Annotated in this window: 21 protein-coding genes, 3 rRNA genes and 5 pseudogenes; 12 read left to right on the forward strand and 17 right to left on the reverse strand. The window is 29.2% G+C overall.

Annotation, left to right across the window (positions count from 1 at the left end; genetic code table 4):
* Positions 1-57: 57 nt before the first annotated feature.
* The 3 genes and pseudogenes from AAHM82_RS14515 to rpmB all read right to left on the reverse strand — a co-directional run.
* Positions 58-282: pseudogene (locus AAHM82_RS14515) on the reverse strand (hypothetical protein); the annotation flags it as partial.
* Positions 234-689, reverse strand: coding sequence for a hypothetical protein (locus AAHM82_RS09900; protein ID WP_342263827.1), 456 nt, complete (start codon positions 687-689; stop codon positions 234-236). The gene AAHM82_RS09900 and the pseudogene AAHM82_RS14515, both read right to left, overlap by 49 nt.
* A 98-nt stretch (positions 690-787) precedes the next feature.
* Positions 788-976, reverse strand: coding sequence for a 50S ribosomal protein L28 (gene rpmB, locus AAHM82_RS09905; protein ID WP_338981403.1), 189 nt, complete (start codon positions 974-976; stop codon positions 788-790).
* A 540-nt stretch (positions 977-1,516) separates the two neighbouring features.
* Here rpmB and AAHM82_RS09910 point away from each other — a divergent pair.
* The 7 genes and pseudogenes from AAHM82_RS09910 to AAHM82_RS09935 all read left to right on the forward strand — a co-directional run bounded on the left by AAHM82_RS09910 (position 1,517) and on the right by AAHM82_RS09935 (position 5,625).
* The gene (locus tag AAHM82_RS09910) at positions 1,517-1,666 is read left to right on the forward strand and encodes a hypothetical protein (RefSeq protein WP_215826808.1); all 150 of its coding nucleotides are present in this window, start codon (positions 1,517-1,519) and stop codon (positions 1,664-1,666) included.
* Positions 1,629-2,477 (forward strand): IS1/IS1595 family N-terminal zinc-binding domain-containing protein, encoded by an 849-nt coding sequence (locus tag AAHM82_RS09915; RefSeq protein WP_342263828.1) that lies wholly within the window; start codon positions 1,629-1,631, stop codon positions 2,475-2,477. Before AAHM82_RS09910 ends, AAHM82_RS09915 begins: the two co-directional genes overlap by 38 nt.
* A gap of 68 nt (positions 2,478-2,545) precedes the next feature.
* Positions 2,546-3,354 (forward strand): annotated as a pseudogene (locus tag AAHM82_RS14520) (IS256 family transposase); the annotation flags it as partial.
* Between the two features lie 70 nt (positions 3,355-3,424).
* Entirely contained in the window at positions 3,425-3,865 is a 441-nt protein-coding gene (locus AAHM82_RS14525) for a transposase family protein (protein WP_342263396.1), read from the forward strand.
* Positions 3,862-4,254 carry a transposase family protein gene (locus AAHM82_RS14530; protein ID WP_342264845.1) on the forward strand — a complete coding sequence of 131 codons (393 nt, stop codon included), beginning with the start codon at positions 3,862-3,864 and terminating at the stop codon, positions 4,252-4,254. Before AAHM82_RS14525 ends, AAHM82_RS14530 begins: the two co-directional genes overlap by 4 nt.
* A 171-nt stretch (positions 4,255-4,425) precedes the next feature.
* Positions 4,426-4,779: pseudogene (locus AAHM82_RS14535) on the forward strand (transposase); the annotation flags it as partial.
* A gap of 465 nt (positions 4,780-5,244) precedes the next feature.
* Positions 5,245-5,625, forward strand: coding sequence for a hypothetical protein (locus AAHM82_RS09935; protein ID WP_342263831.1), 381 nt, complete (start codon positions 5,245-5,247; stop codon positions 5,623-5,625).
* 123 nt (positions 5,626-5,748) lie between these two features.
* Here the strand turns inward: AAHM82_RS09935 and rrf are convergent.
* From rrf to AAHM82_RS09950, 3 genes are all read right to left on the reverse strand, one after another.
* Positions 5,749-5,855: ribosomal RNA gene (gene rrf / locus AAHM82_RS09940) — 5S ribosomal RNA — on the reverse strand.
* Between the two features lie 73 nt (positions 5,856-5,928).
* Positions 5,929-8,857, reverse strand: a 23S ribosomal RNA gene (locus tag AAHM82_RS09945).
* Positions 8,858-9,068: 211 nt separating this feature from the next.
* Positions 9,069-10,600: ribosomal RNA gene (locus AAHM82_RS09950) — 16S ribosomal RNA — on the reverse strand.
* Together the 16S, 23S and 5S rRNA genes form the textbook arrangement of a ribosomal RNA operon.
* A 409-nt stretch (positions 10,601-11,009) precedes the next feature.
* Between AAHM82_RS09950 and AAHM82_RS09955 the strand changes: the two genes are divergently transcribed.
* Both AAHM82_RS09955 and AAHM82_RS09960 read left to right on the forward strand, forming a co-directional pair.
* The gene (locus AAHM82_RS09955) at positions 11,010-11,144 is read left to right on the forward strand and encodes a hypothetical protein (protein WP_256444910.1); all 135 of its coding nucleotides are present in this window, start codon (positions 11,010-11,012) and stop codon (positions 11,142-11,144) included.
* Positions 11,123-11,284, forward strand: a complete 162-nt coding sequence (locus tag AAHM82_RS09960) for an IS1/IS1595 family N-terminal zinc-binding domain-containing protein (RefSeq protein ID WP_342263832.1) — start codon at positions 11,123-11,125, stop codon at positions 11,282-11,284. The genes AAHM82_RS09955 and AAHM82_RS09960 overlap by 22 nt, the downstream gene beginning before the upstream one ends.
* 147 nt (positions 11,285-11,431) lie before the next feature.
* Here the strand turns inward: AAHM82_RS09960 and AAHM82_RS14540 are convergent, their stop codons facing one another.
* Together AAHM82_RS14540 and AAHM82_RS14545 are read right to left on the reverse strand one after the other, a co-directional pair.
* Positions 11,432-11,824 (reverse strand): transposase family protein, encoded by a 393-nt coding sequence (locus tag AAHM82_RS14540; protein ID WP_342264845.1) that lies wholly within the window; start codon positions 11,822-11,824, stop codon positions 11,432-11,434.
* Positions 11,821-12,261 (reverse strand): transposase family protein, encoded by a 441-nt coding sequence (locus AAHM82_RS14545; RefSeq protein WP_342263396.1) that lies wholly within the window; start codon positions 12,259-12,261, stop codon positions 11,821-11,823. Before AAHM82_RS14545 ends, AAHM82_RS14540 begins: the two co-directional genes overlap by 4 nt.
* 54 nt (positions 12,262-12,315) lie before the next feature.
* Between AAHM82_RS14545 and AAHM82_RS09970 the strand changes: the two genes are divergently transcribed.
* Positions 12,316-13,041 carry a transposase gene (locus tag AAHM82_RS09970; RefSeq protein ID WP_342263833.1) on the forward strand — a complete coding sequence of 242 codons (726 nt, stop codon included), beginning with the start codon at positions 12,316-12,318 and terminating at the stop codon, positions 13,039-13,041.
* A gap of 144 nt (positions 13,042-13,185) precedes the next feature.
* Here the strand turns inward: AAHM82_RS09970 and AAHM82_RS14550 are convergent, their stop codons facing one another.
* The 6 genes and pseudogenes from AAHM82_RS14550 to AAHM82_RS14570 all read right to left on the reverse strand — a co-directional run bounded on the left by AAHM82_RS14550 (position 13,186) and on the right by AAHM82_RS14570 (position 16,050).
* On the reverse strand, positions 13,186-13,578 hold the full coding sequence (locus AAHM82_RS14550; RefSeq protein ID WP_342264845.1) for a transposase family protein: 393 nt from the start codon (positions 13,576-13,578) through the stop codon (positions 13,186-13,188).
* Complete coding sequence (locus tag AAHM82_RS14555; protein ID WP_342263396.1) at positions 13,575-14,015, reverse strand: transposase family protein; 441 nt, start codon at positions 14,013-14,015, stop codon at positions 13,575-13,577. The genes AAHM82_RS14550 and AAHM82_RS14555 overlap by 4 nt, the downstream gene beginning before the upstream one ends.
* 148 nt (positions 14,016-14,163) lie before the next feature.
* Positions 14,164-14,556 (reverse strand): PHP domain-containing protein, encoded by a 393-nt coding sequence (locus tag AAHM82_RS09980; protein WP_342264875.1) that lies wholly within the window; start codon positions 14,554-14,556, stop codon positions 14,164-14,166.
* A gap of 171 nt (positions 14,557-14,727) precedes the next feature.
* Positions 14,728-15,120, reverse strand: a complete 393-nt coding sequence (locus tag AAHM82_RS14560; RefSeq protein WP_425289027.1) for a transposase family protein — start codon at positions 15,118-15,120, stop codon at positions 14,728-14,730.
* The gene (locus AAHM82_RS14565; protein ID WP_342263396.1) at positions 15,117-15,557 is read right to left on the reverse strand and encodes a transposase family protein; all 441 of its coding nucleotides are present in this window, start codon (positions 15,555-15,557) and stop codon (positions 15,117-15,119) included. Before AAHM82_RS14565 ends, AAHM82_RS14560 begins: the two co-directional genes overlap by 4 nt.
* 48 nt (positions 15,558-15,605) lie before the next feature.
* Positions 15,606-16,050 (reverse strand): annotated as a pseudogene (locus AAHM82_RS14570) (exonuclease domain-containing protein).
* Between the two features lie 572 nt (positions 16,051-16,622).
* On the opposite strand from AAHM82_RS14570, the gene AAHM82_RS10000 reads away from it, so the two are divergent.
* Positions 16,623-16,781 carry a hypothetical protein gene (locus tag AAHM82_RS10000; RefSeq protein WP_342263837.1) on the forward strand — a complete coding sequence of 53 codons (159 nt, stop codon included), beginning with the start codon at positions 16,623-16,625 and terminating at the stop codon, positions 16,779-16,781.
* Between the two features lie 41 nt (positions 16,782-16,822).
* The gene (locus tag AAHM82_RS10005; protein WP_342263838.1) at positions 16,823-17,563 is read left to right on the forward strand and encodes a hypothetical protein; all 741 of its coding nucleotides are present in this window, start codon (positions 16,823-16,825) and stop codon (positions 17,561-17,563) included.
* A 51-nt stretch (positions 17,564-17,614) separates the two neighbouring features.
* Here AAHM82_RS10005 and AAHM82_RS10010 read toward each other — a convergent pair.
* The 3 genes and pseudogenes from AAHM82_RS10010 to AAHM82_RS10020 form a co-directional block, all read right to left on the reverse strand.
* Positions 17,615-17,864: pseudogene (locus AAHM82_RS10010) on the reverse strand (transposase); the annotation flags it as partial.
* Positions 17,865-17,872: 8 nt separating this feature from the next.
* Positions 17,873-18,955, reverse strand: coding sequence for a DDE-type integrase/transposase/recombinase (locus tag AAHM82_RS10015; RefSeq protein ID WP_342263840.1), 1,083 nt, complete (start codon positions 18,953-18,955; stop codon positions 17,873-17,875).
* A 158-nt stretch (positions 18,956-19,113) separates the two neighbouring features.
* Positions 19,114-19,557 carry a hypothetical protein gene (locus AAHM82_RS10020; protein ID WP_339023970.1) on the reverse strand — a complete coding sequence of 148 codons (444 nt, stop codon included), beginning with the start codon at positions 19,555-19,557 and terminating at the stop codon, positions 19,114-19,116.
* Positions 19,558-19,562: the final 5 nt, after the last annotated feature.

Raw genomic sequence — 19,562 nt, forward strand, 5'->3', positions numbered from 1 at the left:
TCACCTAGGAAATAATATTATCAAAATAGTAGATAAAATTAAAGGTTATGTACCAAGTCTATTATGATTCTCATCAGTTTCAAGATGATCTTTAATTTCCGTATTTAACATTCGTTCAGTTAATTTTTTGGTAAATTCCTGAAAAATAGTATTGCCTTTAAATAAATCTTGTGGATTATCAATATTTTCTAAAAAATAATCAACAACTTTATCAATTGCATCAGGTTCTTTTTTTATTTTTTTTTTTTTGTCATTTTCTGTTCTCCTTCTTTTAAGTAGAATTCAGAATGAATTATCGAGACACAGAATTTTGGACAGGCCCGACGAAAAAATGTTTGATAATTATTTATAGTAATATCTTCTGATATTAAATTAATTGTTAAAGTTCTATCTTCATTTGAATCATAAATTTTAATGCCTTCTCTTAACAATTTGGTAGCTTTAATATTCATCTCAAGCAATGAATCAGATATTTTTCTAATTTCATTAATAGCTTTATCAGCAATTATGCTATCTACATTATTAATTTTAATAATAGATTTTTTAAGAACACTAAAATTAATAGTCTCTTGGTTGTCAGCTCTCTTTAAATTTTTATCTAATAGCTCATTTCATTCTAGTGATATTAGTTCATTTTGAATATAATCTTCAAATATTTCTTCATTTATGATTATTTTATTTTTGTTCATACGTTTATTATATATTTATTTATTGGGTATTAAGTATGAAATGTAGTAAATAATAAAAAAAGATAACTTAGTTATCTTTTTTTATACTTTATATAGAATTAAATTCCTTTGCGTTTTAATGTTCTTAAAGCACGAGTTGACATTTTAACTTTTTTTACTTGGCCATCAATTTCCACTTTTACAGTTTGTAAATTAACATTTCATTTTCTTCTTGATGCATTCATGGCATGAGAACGCTTATTACCAGACAGAACACTTTTACCAGTTACTTCACATTTTCTTGACATTTTAGTTCTCCTTTATAAAATCAATATCACAATAATAATATCATACTTATTGAGCTTTTCAACAATTAAAAGGACACGTAGGTCGCGTTTAGTTTTCTTAGGTATTGCTTTGAAGAAGTAAAACAATCAGCTAATTATATTATTTAATTACTAAACTAACCTTGCCTTTCTTGTTATTGTCATTTTTATTCGTTACCATTTTATCATATTATTGAATTTTTACACAATAAAAAATTATTAATTTTATTAAATTTTAACTATATATATAAAAAAAATATGGGCCTGTCCAAAATTCTGTGTCTCGATAATTCATTCTGAATTATACTTAAACGAAGGAGAACAGAAAATGACAAAAAAAAAAAAAAATAAAAAAAGAACCTGATGCAATTGATAAAGTTGTTGATTATTTTTTAGAAAATATTGATAATCCACAAGATTTATTTAAAGGCAATACTTTTAATTTTGTCGAAAACTCTTGATATTTATTGAATATACTTAATTTTAGGTATATTTTTAATATGATAGAGGTGGATAATAATTATGGAAAAAATAATTCAAGAACTAGTAAATACTTTAACAGATGATCAATTTTTAGAATTTTATGAAAAAGTCAAACAACAAGCAGAATTAATAAAAAAACAAAAACGGTTAAATGAAATTGATCAAAAATTTAGAGCGCAAGGTATTTAAATGCCCTAAATGTGAATCTTACCATTGCGTTAAAAATGGACATAATTCAGAAGGAAAACAAAAATGTTTATGTAAAAATTGCCGTGCAAGTTTTGACGCTTTTCGTAATCATTTTATTTATTGAAGTCATTTAAATTATGAACAATGAAATTTATTGATTCAAATTTCATTGCTGGGGCAATCTAGTAAAACAATTTCTCGTTTTATTAAAACTACATTAAAAACTGCTTGATATAATCGTCAAAAATTAATGAAATCAAAACAATTAGAAAATACCCAATTAAAATTTAAAAAATTATCTGGTAAAATCCAAATCGATGAAACATTTATTAAAGAAATCCACAAAGGAAATTTCAAATATAAAACTGATCCACGAAGAATTCACCTTGACCCATTCGCAACTAATACTAAATGCTGTATTCAAATGGCAATTGATAATAATAACAATATTTATGTTAAATCCACAAACACCAAACGTTTACAAAAACAATGAGTTATTGAAAATATGAACAAAGAATTAATTAACGAAAATTCAATTATTACTTCTGATATGCAAAAATTATATTTTTTAGTAGCAAAACAAACAAATTCTACTTTATGTGTAACTAAAACAACAATTAATCCTGAAGCTAGTTATCGTAACTTAAATAAAATCAGTAAATTACAATCTAGTCTTAAAGAAGCCTTAATTCATTATCATGGTTTAGGTTTTACTAATATTCAAAATTATTTAAATTTCTGAAAATGAAAATACCAACATAAGGGTTTAACTCCAAACCAACAAACAGCGGTATTATATTTTAATGTATAAAAAAAGTTAAAGTAAAAATAGTAATTTTACATAAAAGCCTTTTAAAATTATCAAGTTGATGATTTTTTTTATTTTATCAAGAGTTTTCGACAAAATTAAAAGGCAATACTATTTTTCAGGAATTTACCAAAAAATTAACTGAACGAATGTTAAATACGGAAATTAAAGATCATCTTGAAACTGATAAGAATCATAATAAAAGAAATGGCAACACACAAAAAACCATTATTACACTAAAAATGGTTCAATCGCAATTGATGTACCAAGAGATCGAAATAGTACTTTTGAACCAGTAATTATTCCGAAAAGACAAAGAAGATTTGATAACTTTGATCAAAAAGTAATTTCTTTATATGCAAGAGGAATGACAATTTCTGATATCAAAGCACAATTGCAAGAATTCTATCACGGAGCAGAAATTTCAGAAAGTTTAATTAGTCAAATAACTGATGATGTTATTGAAGAAGTTAAAATGTGACAAACTAAACCTTTAGAGAAGATTTATCCGATTGTTTATTTTGATTGTATTGTTGTTAAAGTAAAGCAAGATAAACGAATAATAAATAAAGCAGTTTATCTTGCCTTAGGAATTAATTTAGATGGTTTAAAAGATATTTTAGGAATGTGAATTAGTGAGAATGAGGGAGCCAAATTTTGACTTAATAATCTTACGGAAATGAAAAATCGTGGGTTACAAGATATTCTTGTTGCTTGTAGTGATAATTTAACTGGGATGTCGATGCAATAGAAGCTGTTTTCCCAAAAACACAGCATCAATTATGCATTGTTCATCAAATTCGCAATAGTTTAAAATTTGTTCCTTAACAAAGATCGCAAACTTGTAGCTAATGATTTAAAATCAATTTATACAGCAATTAATAGACTTCTTGCAAAATTAATTTAAAATATAATTGAATTGTTGTTTTTAATAAAAAGGTGGAATTTAAATGAAATTTAAAAAAAATAATCAAATAAGTGATAAAAATTTTTTAAGATTAACTGGTATTAAACATACTACTTTTAATAAAATGCTAGAAATTTTAAAAATAGAAGAATTAAAAAAGAGATTTCGTCGCGGAAGAACCAATAAATTATCATTAGAAAATCGTATTTTAATGACTTTAGAATATTGAAGAGAATATAGAACTTATTTTCATATTGCAAAAAGTTATGATATTAGTGAAAGTAGTTGTTATAGAAATATCAAATGAATTGAAGACACTTTAATAAAACACCCTAATTTTCAACAACTTACTGGTCAAAAATCACTATTAAAAGATTATTTCAAAGATAAGACTGTTATAATTGATGTAACTGAAAGCCAAATCCAACGCCCAAAAAAAGACAAAAACAGCACTACTCAGGAAAAAAGAAAAAACACACAATAAAAACACAAGTTATAATTGAAAAAGATAGTAAAAAAATTATTAGTTCTGATTTTTCTTATGGTAAAAACCATGACTTTAAAATTTTAAAAGATTCAAAAATTAAATTTTTACCAGAAACAACTGTTTTAGTGGATTTAGGTTATCAAGGCATACAAAAAATTAATCATAATGTTTTAATTCCTAAAAGAAAATCAAAGAAAAACCCTTTAAATAAAGAAGAAAAGCAAAATAATGAGCGAATTTCAAAAATGAGAATTGTTATTGAAAATGTTTTTGCTATACTTAAAAAATTTAAAATTATTAGTGAAAAATATCGAAATCGTAGAAAAAGATTTGCTTTAAGATTTAATTTAATAGCTTCAATTTATAATTTACAACTATTAGTTTAAATATATTTGATAATTTAAAATTTCAGTCTTTTTTTATTGTAAATAATAATTTTTATTATGTTTTAATGACAAAATATTTGTAAAAATAATCTAAAAATTATTTTAATAACACTTTTATATTTATTTTAAATTTAAAAATTATAATTATCATATTAATTTTGCAAGAAGTCTAATGAAGAAATAGCGTTAATTGCTTTAGATCATTTTTCAGAAAAATGAAATAAAAAGTATCCACAAATTACTAAATCATGAAAAAATAACTGAAATAATTTAATAATTTTTCTTGAATATCCTCAGGAATTTAGAAGAATTATTTACACAACTAATGCGATTGAATCTGTTAATAGTCAATTAAGAAAAGTCATTAAGAATAAAAAGATTTTTCCTAATGACGCATCAGTTTTTAAAATATTTTATTTAGCATTTCAAAATATGGTTAAGAAATGAACGATGCCAATTCAAAATTGGGGTAATGCAATTTCACATTTAATGATAAAATTTGAAGACAGAGTGAATTTAAGTTAATTACTTAGAGACACAGTTAATTGTACAGTCCCGATTTATAAGTGTTTAACAAGCTTTGTTAGTAAATTTTGTTTTTTTATTATTATTAGATAAAGATTTTAATAATTTTAAACTTAGCATACCTCTATATAGAAATTTCTACACTTTAACATCCGCATCCTACCCTTGGAACTAATTTAATAGCGTGTATATTTTTAGGAAATCCACCCATTCATTTTTTTATTGCAAAACAAAACAAATTGCTATAGCTAATAGGGTGTTATCTATTAACTGGTAAACTTCTTTCGGTTATATGGATATGGCCGACCACCCACAATTTATCGTGCTTTAATACATACCAACATTATTAATTCACTTGTATTTAATTTTCAAAGAACAAATTTTTAACACCTTATAAAATAAAAAGACAATCATTGCTGACTGCCTTAATACTTATTCAAATATTTACCTACCTAACAAAACTTTATGCGTCCTAATAACAATATTTATGTTAAATCCACAAACACCAAACGTTTACAAAAACAATGAGTTATTGAAAATATGAACAAAGAATTAATTAACGAAAATTCAATTATTACTTCCGATATGCAAAAATTATATTTTTTAGTAGCAAAACAAACAAATTCTACTTTATGTGTAACTAAAACAACAATTAATCCTGAAGCTAGTTATCGTAACTTAAATAAAATCAGTAAATTACAATCTAGTCTTAAAGAAGCCTTAATTCATTATCATGGTTTAGGTTTTACTAATATTCAAAATTATTTAAATCTCTGAAAATGAAAATACCAACATAAGGGTTTAACTCCAAACCAACAAACAGCGGTATTATATTTTAATGTATAAAAAAAGTTAAAGTAAAAATAGTAATTTTACATAAAAGCCTTTTAAAATTATCAAGTTGATGATTTTTTTTATTTTATCAAGAGTTTTCGACAAAATTAAAAAAGTGAATTAATAAATTAAAAAATCTGGCACCGTCTTATTTTCCCCGTGAAGGTATCGTCAGCGCTGGCATGCTTAACTTCTGTGTTCGGAATGGGAACAGGTGTGGCCACGCCGCTATAGGCACCAGATAGAGAGATTGCTCTCTCAAAACTAGACATAAACATTATTTTAGACTTTCAACAATAGGAATTACTTTTAAAATAAAGTAAGTCCTCGACCTATTAGTATTGGTCAGCTAAATATGTCACCATACTTACACACCCAACCTATCAACCTCATAATCTTTAAGGGGTCTTATTCCATTTCTGGATGGGAAGTCTCATCTTGAAGTTTGCTTCGTGCTTAGATGCTTTCAGCACTTATCAATTCCCTACATAGCTACCCAGCTGTGCCATTGGCATGACAACTGGAGCACCAGAGGTAGGTCCATTCCGGTCCTCTCGTACTAAGAACAGATCTCCTCAAACTTCCTACGCCCACAACAGATAGGGACCAAACTGTCTCACGACGTTCTAAACCCAGCTCACGTACCACTTTATTGGGCGAACAGCCCGACCCTTGGAACCAACTTCAGCTCCAGGATGTGATGAGCCGACATCGAGGTGCCAAACCTCCCCGTCGATGTGAACTCTTGGGGGAGATAAGCCTGTTATCCCCGAGGTAACTTTTATCCGTTGAGCGACGGCCTTTCCACTCAGGACCGCCGGATCACTAAACCCAACTTTCGTTCCTGTTCGACTTGTAAGTCTCACAGTCAAGCACCCTTCTACTTTTGCGCTCTGCGTATGATTTCCATACATACTGAGGGTACCTTTGGGCGCCTCCGTTACTCTTTAGGAGGCGACCGCCCCAGTCAAACTACCCACCTGACACTGTTCCTATTCAGGATAACTGAATAAGGTTAGATTTTCAAAATAATAAGGGTGGTATCCCAAGGTTAACTCCATAGCTACTAGCGTATCTACTTCAAAGTCTCCCACCTATCCTGTACATATTAGATCAAAAATCAATATCAAGTTATAGTAAAGCTCTACGGGGTCTTTCCGTCTAGTTGCGGGTAACCTGCATCTTCACAGGTACTAAAATTTCACCGAGTCTATAGCCGAGACAGCGCCGGGATCGTTACGCCTTTCGTGCGGGTCAGAACTTACCTGACAAGGAATTTCGCTACCTTAGGACCGTTATAGTTACGGCCGCCGTTCACTGGGGCTTCAATTCTGAGCTTCATAATAAATTTATTAACCCATCCTCTTAACCTTCCAGCACTGGGCAGGCGTCACCCCCTATACATCGTCTTACGACTTAGCAGAGAGCTGTGTTTTTGCTAAACAGTCGCCCCGGCCTCTTCACTGCGGCTCACATAATTACTTATGTGAGCATCCCTTCTTGCTAACTTACGGGATGATTTTGCAGAGTTCCTTAGCTATAGTTATCTCGCTTGCCTTAGGATTTTCTCCTTGACCACGTGTGTTCGTTCTCGGTACGAGCACCATGATAGTTAATAGTAGAAGTTTTTCTTGGAAGCGTGGCGTCAGACTCTTCGCTACTTGCCGAAGCTTTCACTCCCCATAACGCTTCAAGGTTATGCCATAAAATTTACTAAATGACCCTCTTTGCGCTTAGCCCGGAATCCATTAACCGGGATATCTTAGCCTTCTCCGTCACTCCATTCCATACCATGGTGGTACAGGAATATCAACCTTGTTATCCATCGACTACGCCTTTCGGCCTCGCCTTAGGTCCCGACTAACCCTGGGTGGACGAACCTTGCCCAGGAAACCTTAGTCAAACGGCATGAAAGATTCTCACTTTCAATCGTTACTCATGCCGGCATTCTCACTTCTAAACAGTCCAGTAGTCCTTACGATCTACCTTCGTCCCGTTTAGAACGCTCCCCTACCACTTTAAAATAATTTAAAATCCATAGTTTCGGTACAATGCTTAGCCCCGGTACATCTTCGGCGCAGAATAACTCGACTTGTGAGCTGTTACGCACTCTTTAAAGGATGGCTGCTTCTAAGCCAACCTACAAGCTGTTTAAGTCATTCCACATCCTTTTTACACTTAGCACATTGATTTTGGGACCTTAACTGATGATCTGGGCTGTTTCCCTCTCGTCCATGGACCTTATCACCCACAGACTGACTGCCAAACATACAAAACAACGGCATTCAGAGTTTGATTGCATTCAGTACCCCGAGGTGGGGCCATTATACATTCAGTGCTTTACCTCCGTTGTGCTAATTTTGACGCTAGTCCTAAAACTATTTCGGGGAGAACCAGCTATCTCCAGGCTCGATTGGAATTTCACCACTAGCCACAAGTCATCCACGGTCTTTTCACGAACGTTGGTTCGGTCCTCCATTAAGTATTACCTTAACTTCAACCTGCTCATGGCTAGATCGCCTGGTTTCGGGTCTACGACTACATACTAAACGCCCTATTAAGGCTCGCTTTCACTACGGCTCCATGTTTTCCACTTAACCTTGCATATAATCGTAACTCGCCGGCTCATTCTACAAAAGGCACGCCGTCACTCATTAACGAGCTCCGACTTCTTGTAAGCATATAGTTTCAGATACTATTTCACTCCCCTCTCGGGGTACTTTTCACCTTTCCCTCACGGTACTGGTTCACTATCGGTGATTAGGTAGTATTTAGGATTACGCAGTGGTCTGCGCGTCTTCCGACAAGATTTCTCGTGTCTCGCCGTACTCTGGATTCCATCAAGAGACTTTTCAATTTCGTATACGAGGCTTTCACTCTCTATGGCATCGCATCCCAGCGATTTCTACTATCAAAAAATTTTCTAAAACTCTATTATAAGATGGTCCAAACCCCACTCCGAAGAGTGGTTTGTCCTGTTCCCTGTTCGCTCGCCGCTACTAAGGGAATCGCATTCGCTTTCTTTTCCTCTAGGTACTAAGATGTTTCATTTCCCTAGGTATCCCATCAATATGACTATGTATTCATCATATGACACTATTCGATTAAGAATAGTAGGTTGCCCCATTCAGAAATCCCTGGCTCAAAGCTTACTTCCAGCTCCCCAAGGCTTATCGCAGGTAGTCACGTCTTTCATCGGCTCCTAATCCCAAGGCATCCACTATACGCTCTTATTAACTTACTAATTTTTCTTTGTCAAAAGAAAAACCTATTGCAATTATAAAAAATAAATGTTTATATCCAGTTTTCAAAGAACAATGCTCATAGAAATTACACTGTAATTTCTCATATTGCGTTTGAGAGATAAATAATCTCTCAAAACTAAACAGAACATCCTCAACCAAAGTTATTTGTTAAAATCTAATGTAATTAGTTTATAAATATAAACTCCATAGAAAGGAGGTGATCCATCCGCACCTTCCGGTACGGATACCTTGTTACGACTTCACCCCAATCGTCAATCCTACCTTGGGTCGCTCTCCCAGTAAACTGTTAAGATACGAACTTCTGGCATTACCAACTCTCGTGGTGTGACGGGCGGTGTGTACAAGACCCGAGAACGTATTCACCGCGGCATGCTGATCCGCGATTACTAGCGATTTCAACTTCATGGAGTCGAGTTGCAGACTTCAATCCGAACTGAGATCGGCTTTTTGAGATTAGCTTGCTCTTGCGAGTTTGCGACTCTTTGTACCGACCATTGTATCACGTGTGTAGCCCCAGACATAAGGGGCATGATGATTTGACGTCATCCCCACCTTCCTCTAGCTTGCACTAGCAGTCTCATTAGAGTCCTCAACTAAATGTTAGCAACTAATGATAAGGGTTGCGCTCGTTGCGGGACTTAACCCAACATCTCACGACACGAGCTGACGACAACCATGCACCACCTGTCTCAGTGTTAATAACCTCCACTATATTTCTATAGCATTGCACTGGATGTCAAGTCTGGGTAAGGTTCTTCGCGTTGCTTCGAATTAAACCACATGATCCACCGCTTGTGCGAGTCCCCGTCAATTCCTTTGAGTTTCACTCTTGCGAGCATACTACTCAGGCGGAGTACTTAATGCGTTAGCTGCAGCACCGACATTAAAGCCGACACTTAGTACTCATCGTTTACGGCAGGAACTACTAGGGTATCTAATCCTATTTGATACTCCTGCTTTCGTGCCTCAGCGTCAGTTACAGGCCAGTTAGTCGCCTTCGCCACTGGTGTTCCTCCATATATCTACGCATTTCACCGCTACACATGGAATTCCACTAACCTCTCCTGTACTCTAGTTATACAGTTTCCAAGGCAAATCGAAGTTGAGCTTCGATCTTTAACCTTAGACTTATATTACCGCCTACGCACCCTTTACGCCCAATAAATCCGGATAACGCTTGCCACCTATGTATTACCGCGGCTGCTGGCACATAGTTTGCCGTGGCTTTCTGGTAAGGTACCGTCAAATAAGAATCATTTCCTATTCTTACTATTCTTTCCTTACAACAGACCTTTACAACCCGAAGGCCTTCATCAGTCACGCGGCATTGCTCCATCAGGCTTTCGCCCATTGTGAAAAATTCCCTACTGCTGCCTCCCGTAGGAGTCTGGGCCGTGTCTCAGTCCCAGTGTGGCCGTTCACCCTCTCAGGTCGGCTATGCATCATCGTCTTGGTAAGCCATTACCTTACCAACTAACTAATGCAGCGCATCCTTATCTTTTTGTAGTGCAAACGCACCTTTAATTATCATTAGATGCCTAACGATAACCTATGCGGTATTAGCCGTCGTTTCCAACGGTTATTCCCCTCAAAAAGGCAAATTAGATACGTGTTTACTCACCCGTTCGCCACTAGAGTGCCAAAAAGCACTCTCGTTCGACTTGCATGTATTAGGCATGCCGCCAGCGTTAATCCTGAGCCAGGATCAAACTCTCATTAAAAAGTGAAAATAAAAAAACATTTTATATTAATGTTTTCAATTTTTATTGTTTGTTTCATAACTCATCAGATTGACAGATTGTTCTGTTTAGTTTTCAAAGATCATTTTGTAATAGTAAGAAGCTTAACGACTTAATTACTAGTACATTTAAGATAATACTGAATTTGGAAATAAATGTCAACATAAATTTAAACTTTTTTTAAAATAATTCTAATTATCTTTTAAACCAATATTTAATCAATTAAATTCAATATATATCTTCGGAGTGTTTTAAAACCATAAATATATATTACCACAAATTTTAACTATTTAACGATATAAATTTTTTAATTTTGTCGAAAACTCTTGATATTTATTGAATATACTTAATTTTAGGTATATTTTTAATATGATAGAGGTGGATAATAATTATGGAAAAAATAATTCAAGAACTAGTAAATACTTTAACAGATGATCAATTTTTAGAATTTTATGAAAAAGTCAAACAACAAGCAGAATTAATAAAAAAAACAAAAACGTTTAAATGAAATTGATCAAAAATTTAGAGCGCACGGTATTTAAATGCCCTAAATGTGAATCTTACCATTGCGTTAAAAATGGACATAATTCAGAAGGGAAACAAAAATATTTATGTAAAAATTGCCGTGCAAGTTTTGACGCTTTTCGTAATCATTTTATTTATTAGACTTCTTGCAAAATTATAATTATCATATTAATTTTTAAATTTAAAAATAATTTTTAGATTATTTTTACAAATATTTTGTCATTAAAACATAATAAAAATTATTATTTACAATAAAAAAAGACTGAAATTTTAAATTATCAAATATATTTAAACTAATAGTTGTAAATTATAAATTGAAGCTATTAAATTAAATCTTAAAGCAAATCTTTTTCTACGATTTCGATATTTTTCACTAATAATTTTAAATTTTTTAAGTATAGCAAAAACATTTTCAATAACAATTCTCATTTTTGAAATTCGCTCATTATTTTGCTTTTCTTCTTTATTTAAAGGGTTTTTCTTTGATTTTCTTTTAGGAATTAAAACATTATGATTAATTTTTTGTATGCCTTGATAACCTAAATCCACTAAAACAGTTGTTTCTGGTAAAAATTTAATTTTTGAATCTTTTAAAATTTTAAAGTCATGGTTTTTACCATAAGAAAAATCAGAACTAATAATTTTTTTACTATCTTTTTCAATTATAACTTGTGTTTTTATTGTGTGTTTTTTCTTTTTTCCTGAGTAGTGCTGTTTTTGTCTTTTTTTGGGCGTTGGATTTGGCTTTCAGTTACATCAATTATAACAGTCTTATCTTTGAAATAATCTTTTAATAGTGATTTTTGACCAGTAAGTTGTTGAAAATTAGGGTGTTTTATTAAAGTGTCTTCAATTCATTTGATATTTCTATAACAACTACTTTCACTAATATCATAACTTTTTGCAATATGAAAATAAGTTCTATATTCTCTTCAATATTCTAAAGTCATTAAAATACGATTTTCTAATGATAATTTATTGGTTCTTCCGCGACGAAATCTCTTTTTTAATTCTTCTATTTTTAAAATTTCTAGCATTTTATTAAAAGTAGTATGTTTAATACCAGTTAATCTTAAAAAATTTTTATCACTTATTTGATTATTTTTTTTAAATTTCATTTAAATTCCACCTTTTTATTAAAAACAACAATTCAATTATATTTTAAATTAATTTTGCAAGAAGTCTATTGAAGTCATTTAAATTATGAACAATGAAATTTATTGATTCAAATTTCATTGCTGGGGCAATCTAGTAAAACAATTTCTCGTTTTATTAAAACTACATTAAAAACTGCTTGATATAATCGTCAAAAATTAATGAAATCAAAACAATTAGAAAATACCCAATTAAAATTTAAAAAATTATCTGGTAAAATCCAAATCGATGAAACATTTATTAAAGAAATCCATAAAGGAAATTTCAAATATAAAACTGATCCACGAAGAATTCACCTTAACCCATTCGCAACTAATACTAAATGCTGTATTCAAATGGCAATTGATAATAATAACAATATTTATGTTAAATCCACAAACACCAAACGTTTACAAAAACAATGAGTTATTGAAAATATGAACAAAGAATTAATTAACGAAAATTCAATTATTACTTCTGATATGCAAAAATTATATTTTTTAGTAGCAAAACAAACAAATTCTACTTTATGTGTAACTAAAACAACAACTAATCCTGAAGCTAGTTATCGTAACTTAAATAAAATCAGTAAATTACAATCTAGTCTTAAAGAAGCCTTAATTCATTATCATGGTTTAGGTTTTACTAATATTCAAAATTATTTAAATCTCTGAAAATGAAAATACCAACATAAGAATTTAACTCCAAACCAACAAACAGCGATATTATATTTTAATAGACTTCTTGCAAAATTAATATGATAATTATAATTTTTAAATTTAAAATAAATATAAAAGTGTTATTAAAATAATTTTTAGATTATTTTTACAAATATTTTGTCATTAAAACATAATAAAAATTATTATTTACAATAAAAAAAGACTGAAATTTTAAATTATCAAATATATTTAAACTAATAGTTGTAAATTATAAATTGAAGCTATTAAATTAAATCTTAAAGCAAATCTTTTTCTACGATTTCGATATTTTTCACTAATAATTTTAAATTTTTTAAGTATAGCAAAAACATTTTCAATAACAATTCTCATTTTTGAAATTCGCTCATTATTTTGCTTTTCTTCTTTATTTAAAGGGTTTTTCTTTGATTTTCTTTTAGGAATTAAAACATTATGATTAATTTTTTGTATGCCTTGATAACCTAAATCCACTAAAACAGTTGTTTCTGGTAAAAATTTAATTTTTGAATCTTTTAAAATTTTAAAGTCATGGTTTTTACCATAAGAAAAATCAGAACTAATAATTTTTTTACTATCTTTTTCAATTATAACTTGTGTTTTTATTGTGTGTTTTTTCTTTTTTCCTGAGTAGTGCTGTTTTTGTCTTTTTTTGGGCGTTGGATTTGGCTTTCAGTTACATCAATTATAACAGTCTTATCTTTGAAATAATCTTTTAATAGTGATTTTTGACCAGTAAGTTGTTGAAAATTAGGGTGTTTTATTAAAGTGTCTTCAATTCATTTGATATTTCTATAACAACTACTTTCACTAATATCATAACTTTTTGCAATATGAAAATAAGTTCTATATTCTCTTCAATATTCTAAAGTCATTAAAATACGATTTTCTAATGATAATTTATTGGTTCTTCCGCGACGAAATCTCTTTTTTAATTCTTCTATTTTTAAAATTTCTAGCATTTTATTAAAAGTAGTATGTTTAATACCAGTTAATCTTAAAAAATTTTTATCACTTATTTGATTATTTTTTTTAAATTTCATTTAAATTCCACCTTTTTATTAAAAACAACAATTCAATTATATTTTAAATTAATTTTGCAAGAAGTCTAATGTATAAAAAAGTTAAAGTAAAAATAGTAATTTTACATAAAAGCCTTTTAAAATTATCAAGTTGATGATTTTTTTTATTTTATCAAGAGTTTTCGAGAAAATTAAAATTTTTTACAATCCGCATTAAATGTTCAACTGTCATCTCACCACTTTCAACTAAATGATTGTAAACACTTAGCGGTTGTACTTCAATATAATCATAAAATTGCATTATTGCTTCCAATTCTTGTTGACTCCGATTACGAGTAAACTCAAAAACCTCACCATTAACACAACCAGAACCAATAAAAACATTAGCGCGCATTTCTTGCAATGCCGCAATCGTAATTTTAGGACTACTATAAAAGTACTTAGTATGCGACAACGAAACTAACGAAAATAAATCTTTCAATCCTTGCTCATTTTTAGCAATTACTGTTGTTTGATTACCAAATAGCTTGGCAAAAATTGGTTCATAATTAATCTTTTCAATAGACTTCTTGCAAAATTAATATGATAATTATAATTTTTAAATTTAAAATAAATATAAAAGTGTTATTAAAATAATTTTTAGATTATTTTTACAAATATTTTGTCATTAAAACATAATAAAAATTATTATTTACAATAAAAAAAGACTGAAATTTTAAATTATCAAATATATTTAAACTAATAGTTGTAAATTATAAATTGAAGCTATTAAATTAAATCTTAAAGCAAATCTTTTTCTACGATTTCGATATTTTTCACTAATAATTTTAAATTTTTTAAGTATAGCAAAAACATTTTCAATAACAATTCTCATTTTTGAAATTCGCTCATTATTTTGCTTTTCTTCTTTATTTAAAGGGTTATTCTTTGATTTTCTTTTAGGAATTAAAACATTATGATTAATTTTTTGTATGCCTTGATAACCTAAATCCACTAAAACAGTTGTTTCTGGTAAAAATTTAATTTTTGAATCTTTTAAAATTTTAAAGTCATGGTTTTTACCATAAGAAAAATCAGAACTAATAATTTTTTTACTATCTTTTTCAATTATAACTTGTGTTTTTATTGTGTGTTTTTTCTTTTTTCCTGAGTAGTGCTGTTTTTGTCTTTTTTTGGGCGTTGGATTTGGCTTTCAGTTACATCAATTATAACAGTCTTATCTTTGAAATAATCTTTTAATAGTGATTTTTGACCAGTAAGTTGTTGAAAATTAGGGTGTTTTATTAAAGTGTCTTCAATTCATTTGATATTTCTATAACAACTACTTTCACTAATATCATAACTTTTTGCAATATGAAAATAAGTTCTATATTCTCTTCAATATTCTAAAGTCATTAAAATACGATTTTCTAATGATAATTTATTGGTTCTTCCGCGACGAAATCTCTTTTTTAATTCTTCTATTTTTAAAATTTCTAGCATTTTATTAAAAGTAGTATGTTTAATACCAGTTAATCTTAAAAAATTTTTATCACTTATTTGATTATTTTTTTTAAATTTCATTTAAATTCCACCTTTTTATTAAAAACAACAATTCAATTATATTTTAAATTAATTTTGCAAGAAGTCTAATATATCTAATAATGTTTTTACTTGATAATTATCTTCTAAATCCGTTAACATCACGGCAAATACAGCAGCTAATATTTCAGCATCATAATCAGCACGATGAGCAATTTCTTCATTATACTTAATATTATATTTTCTAACAACCGTTCCTAAACGATGATAGCGTAACTGTTGTTGCAATAACCGTGATAATTGCAAAGTATCAATAATCGGATTAGTAAGTTTTCCATTAACCCATTTGATTTCACAGTTCTTGAATAAAACCAATATCAAATGATGCATTATGAGCCACAAGAACAGCATTCTGTAAAACTTCTTTAATCTCAGCAGCCACAACTTCAATTGGTGGCTTATCTTGTAACATTTCATTACTAATCCCAGTTAATGATTCACTAAAAGCACTAACATTACTTTTGGGTTTAATTAAAAAATCATTCTAATTTTAAAGTATGTAATATACCACAGACTTATGACAAACACAAGAGGTTTTTTAAAAAAGGTTGTAATATACCGCAGACTTATGACAAGCACAAGAGGGTTTTTAAAAAAGGTCGCGTTTTATCTTAGGTATTTTTAAAAAAAGAAAAAATAATCATTTACTATAAATTATTTCAATATTCAAATTAAGTATATATTTCTTATGTATGATTTTTGTTGTAAAAAATTATTTTAATGTTGTTTTTATAAGCATTTTACTTAGTTTTTATAACCCTTTATTAATATTATGTTTGTTAATATTAAATATTTTGTTTTATTACTTATTTTTCAAATAAAAAGGTAATCAATTTTTAGTTGCTTTTCTTTCAAAATTATTTAAATCTTTTCCCACCTAACAAAACTTTATGCGTCCTAAATCAAATAATGCAGGAATTTCTTAAAAATAGTTTATAATTAAATTCCAAAATAAAGAAATCGCAGATTAAAATTTGGAGAAAGCTTCTTGATTATTCAATAAATTTTATTAATTAGTAAAAACTCACGAAAAAAAAGGTAATTAATATGAAAAAATTATTAGGATTAATGGGAACAATAACAATAGCCGGGGGCGGGACGGCCGGAATTGTCGGAAACGCACCAGCTTCAGCAAAAAATAAAATTAATTATTTACAAACAAATAATTTAGAAAATTTAAATAGAAAAAAAGAAATACAAGTTTAGAAAGTGCTGGTGCTGTAGGTTTAGAAAGTGTTGTTAATAAGTTGGCTCCTGCGGTTTCAAATGTTGCTAAAGGTCATGTTATTACAGAAAGTATTAACACAGCAACTAACACACTAAAGAGTGGGGCAGATATTGTTAAAGCAGGATTTGATATTGATAATGCAAATAGAAAAACGGGTGCCGAGATTGGAAAAATGAATTCTGAAACAGCATTAAATGAAGAAAACTTAAAATCCATTAAAATTGACAATCAATATAAACCTAAATTCCAAGAAATTAAAATAAAGCAAGAAGAAGCTAAAATAGATCAAGAAAAAGCTATAGCGAGACAATATGAAGCTAAAGCAAATCAAGAAGAAGCTAAAGCAAATCAAGAAAAAGCTAAAATGGATCAAGAAAAAGCTATAGCAAGACAATATGAAGCTAAAGCAAATCAAGAAGAAATAAAAACAGAACTAAAAGAATTTGAAACTTATCAACTGGAAAAACAGAGGGAAAATGTTGTGTTTCAAATAAATAGAATAGATTCTGAAACTAATGATTTTAAAGAAGAAATAAAATTATTGAAAACAAAAAAACAAAAATTAGAAGATAAATTAAATAAATTAGAAAATGATCAAGATATAGATGAATTAAATTCAGAAATTGAATCAAAAATAGAAAAAATTGAATCAAAAATAGAAAAAATTGAATCAAAAATAGAAAAAATTAGGGAAAAAATAAAAGAAGCCAACAGAGAAAGAACTTATTATTCTCGTTTAAGTGTGACAAGCAATAATTAAAATAAAAAAATATTGGGAGGGACCTACACAATTAATTGTGTCTCTAAGTAATTAACTTAAATTCACTCTATCCTTGAATTTTATCATTAAATGTGAAATTTCTTTACCCCGATTTTGAATTGGCATCGTTAATTTCTTAATCATATTTTGAAATGCTAAATAGAATATTTTAAAAACTGATGCGTCATTAGGAAAAATCTTTTTAGTCTTAATGACTTTTCTTAATTGACTATTAACAGATTCAATTGCATTAATTTGTGTAAATAATCTTTCTAAATTTCTGGGGATATTCAAGAAAAATTCTAACAATTACTTTGTTAAAAATTCTTGTAATTTTTGAAATGGAGTTTTAGTGTTTAAAGATGAGTGACAGCGTTCAAAGTTATAAAAGTAATAATATTTGTTTAAATAATGTTGAAGCTCATTTTGATTTAAATTTTTATCCTTAGCATAAAATAATTTGGTATAATGTTGATGAAACCGTTCAATTTTACCATTACTCTGTGGCGAACGAATTGGAGTAGTTTCGTGGACAATTCCGTTCCTCGAAAGAAAGGTTGTAAAAGGCCTTTCTTTTACTTTGTATGATTTTTTATTACTTCAATTGGTAGTAGTAAATTCCGGAGCATTGTCAGTACGAAGGCGTTTAATTGTTATGCCAAGTTCGCCGAAATCTTTCATTGCTCTTTGCACGGCATTAATAGCATTGTTAGTTCCTAAACTATCATAAACATAACCAAATACTATGCGTGTTATTTCGTCAATGAAATCATAAATGTAATATTTTTTATCAACCGGAAAATTTGATGTGGTAATAATTTTAGCATCCATTTGTAAAAGACCAATCTCGGAAACTTCATAACGCTTAAAATGGCGTTTAGTTTGTTTGATTTGTTGTTTTAATTCTTTTCAACGAGGGTCAGATTTAATTCAACGATAAAAGGTTTTGATATTTTTTGGAACTTCTGAATTTTTTACATCGTGAAAACCGATTTTTAAATTGTTAAATAAAGACCACATTCCGCCGGCTTGAAGATTTTTGTAATCAAAATATAAATCACATACTTTTTCACGAGAATTTAAACTATATTGATAATTAAGGTTTTGTGGTTTTGTAGTTTTAAACAATAACAAATCTAAATTGTCAGAATAATAAGCGGTCATAATTTTTTGTGCTCAACGATAAAAGGTTTTCGTTGCGTTCTTAAAATATTTTTTAATAAGTTTTGTTAAAGTAGTTTCTTCAATATAGAAATAAGTACATAAATTTAAATAGGCAGTAATGCGTTTTTTAGTTTTATAGTAATAAGGATTACGGCAATTAGCACTTAATCAGCTTTGTACTTTTGCTTTTAAATCTGCTAAATCAGCTTGGGAAATAATATATTTCATTTTTAAACTCCTTAAATTAAGAAAATCGTATTACAAAAAAACACGATTTTCAAAAATATTTATTAAATTACTAATTTTTATTAGGCATTTTGACAGAAAAGGATGTTATAACTCGGTTCTGATAATAATTTTGATTAGGCAATGGTTGCGGTTGCTCGTTATCCTTTTTGGGTAAAAGCAGGAGAAGCAAACATTAATTCTAATCAATCATATTGTCAATCAGCTCCCATGCCCATCTCACTTGTTCCAATATTATAAGTATGAATTTTACCTTTAATACTAACTGCATCAACTTTACCTAATTTTGTTAAATCATAATCACCAGTCAATAAATCACTAACAGTTTTTTCCGTAAACCGAAAAGATGGATATCAAGTAATACCATTAATCATATTCTCTGGTAAATTTTTTAACTCACTTTTATTAAAATTTGAAAACCCAACAAGATTTCTTTTAGAATTATTACCTTGTCAATTAATAGTTGCCTTAGATAAAGAAAATTCATAAATTTTATTTTTAACAAACTGAAAATCATTGCTTCTACAAGCAAAAGTAAACACCACAATTACTAAACTTAACACTGATAAACTTTTTTTTAACATAATTA

Origin of the sequence: Spiroplasma endosymbiont of Clivina fossor (assembly GCF_964031115.1) — a bacterium.
GTDB lineage: Bacteria > Bacillota_I > Bacilli_A > Mycoplasmatales > Nriv7 > Nriv7.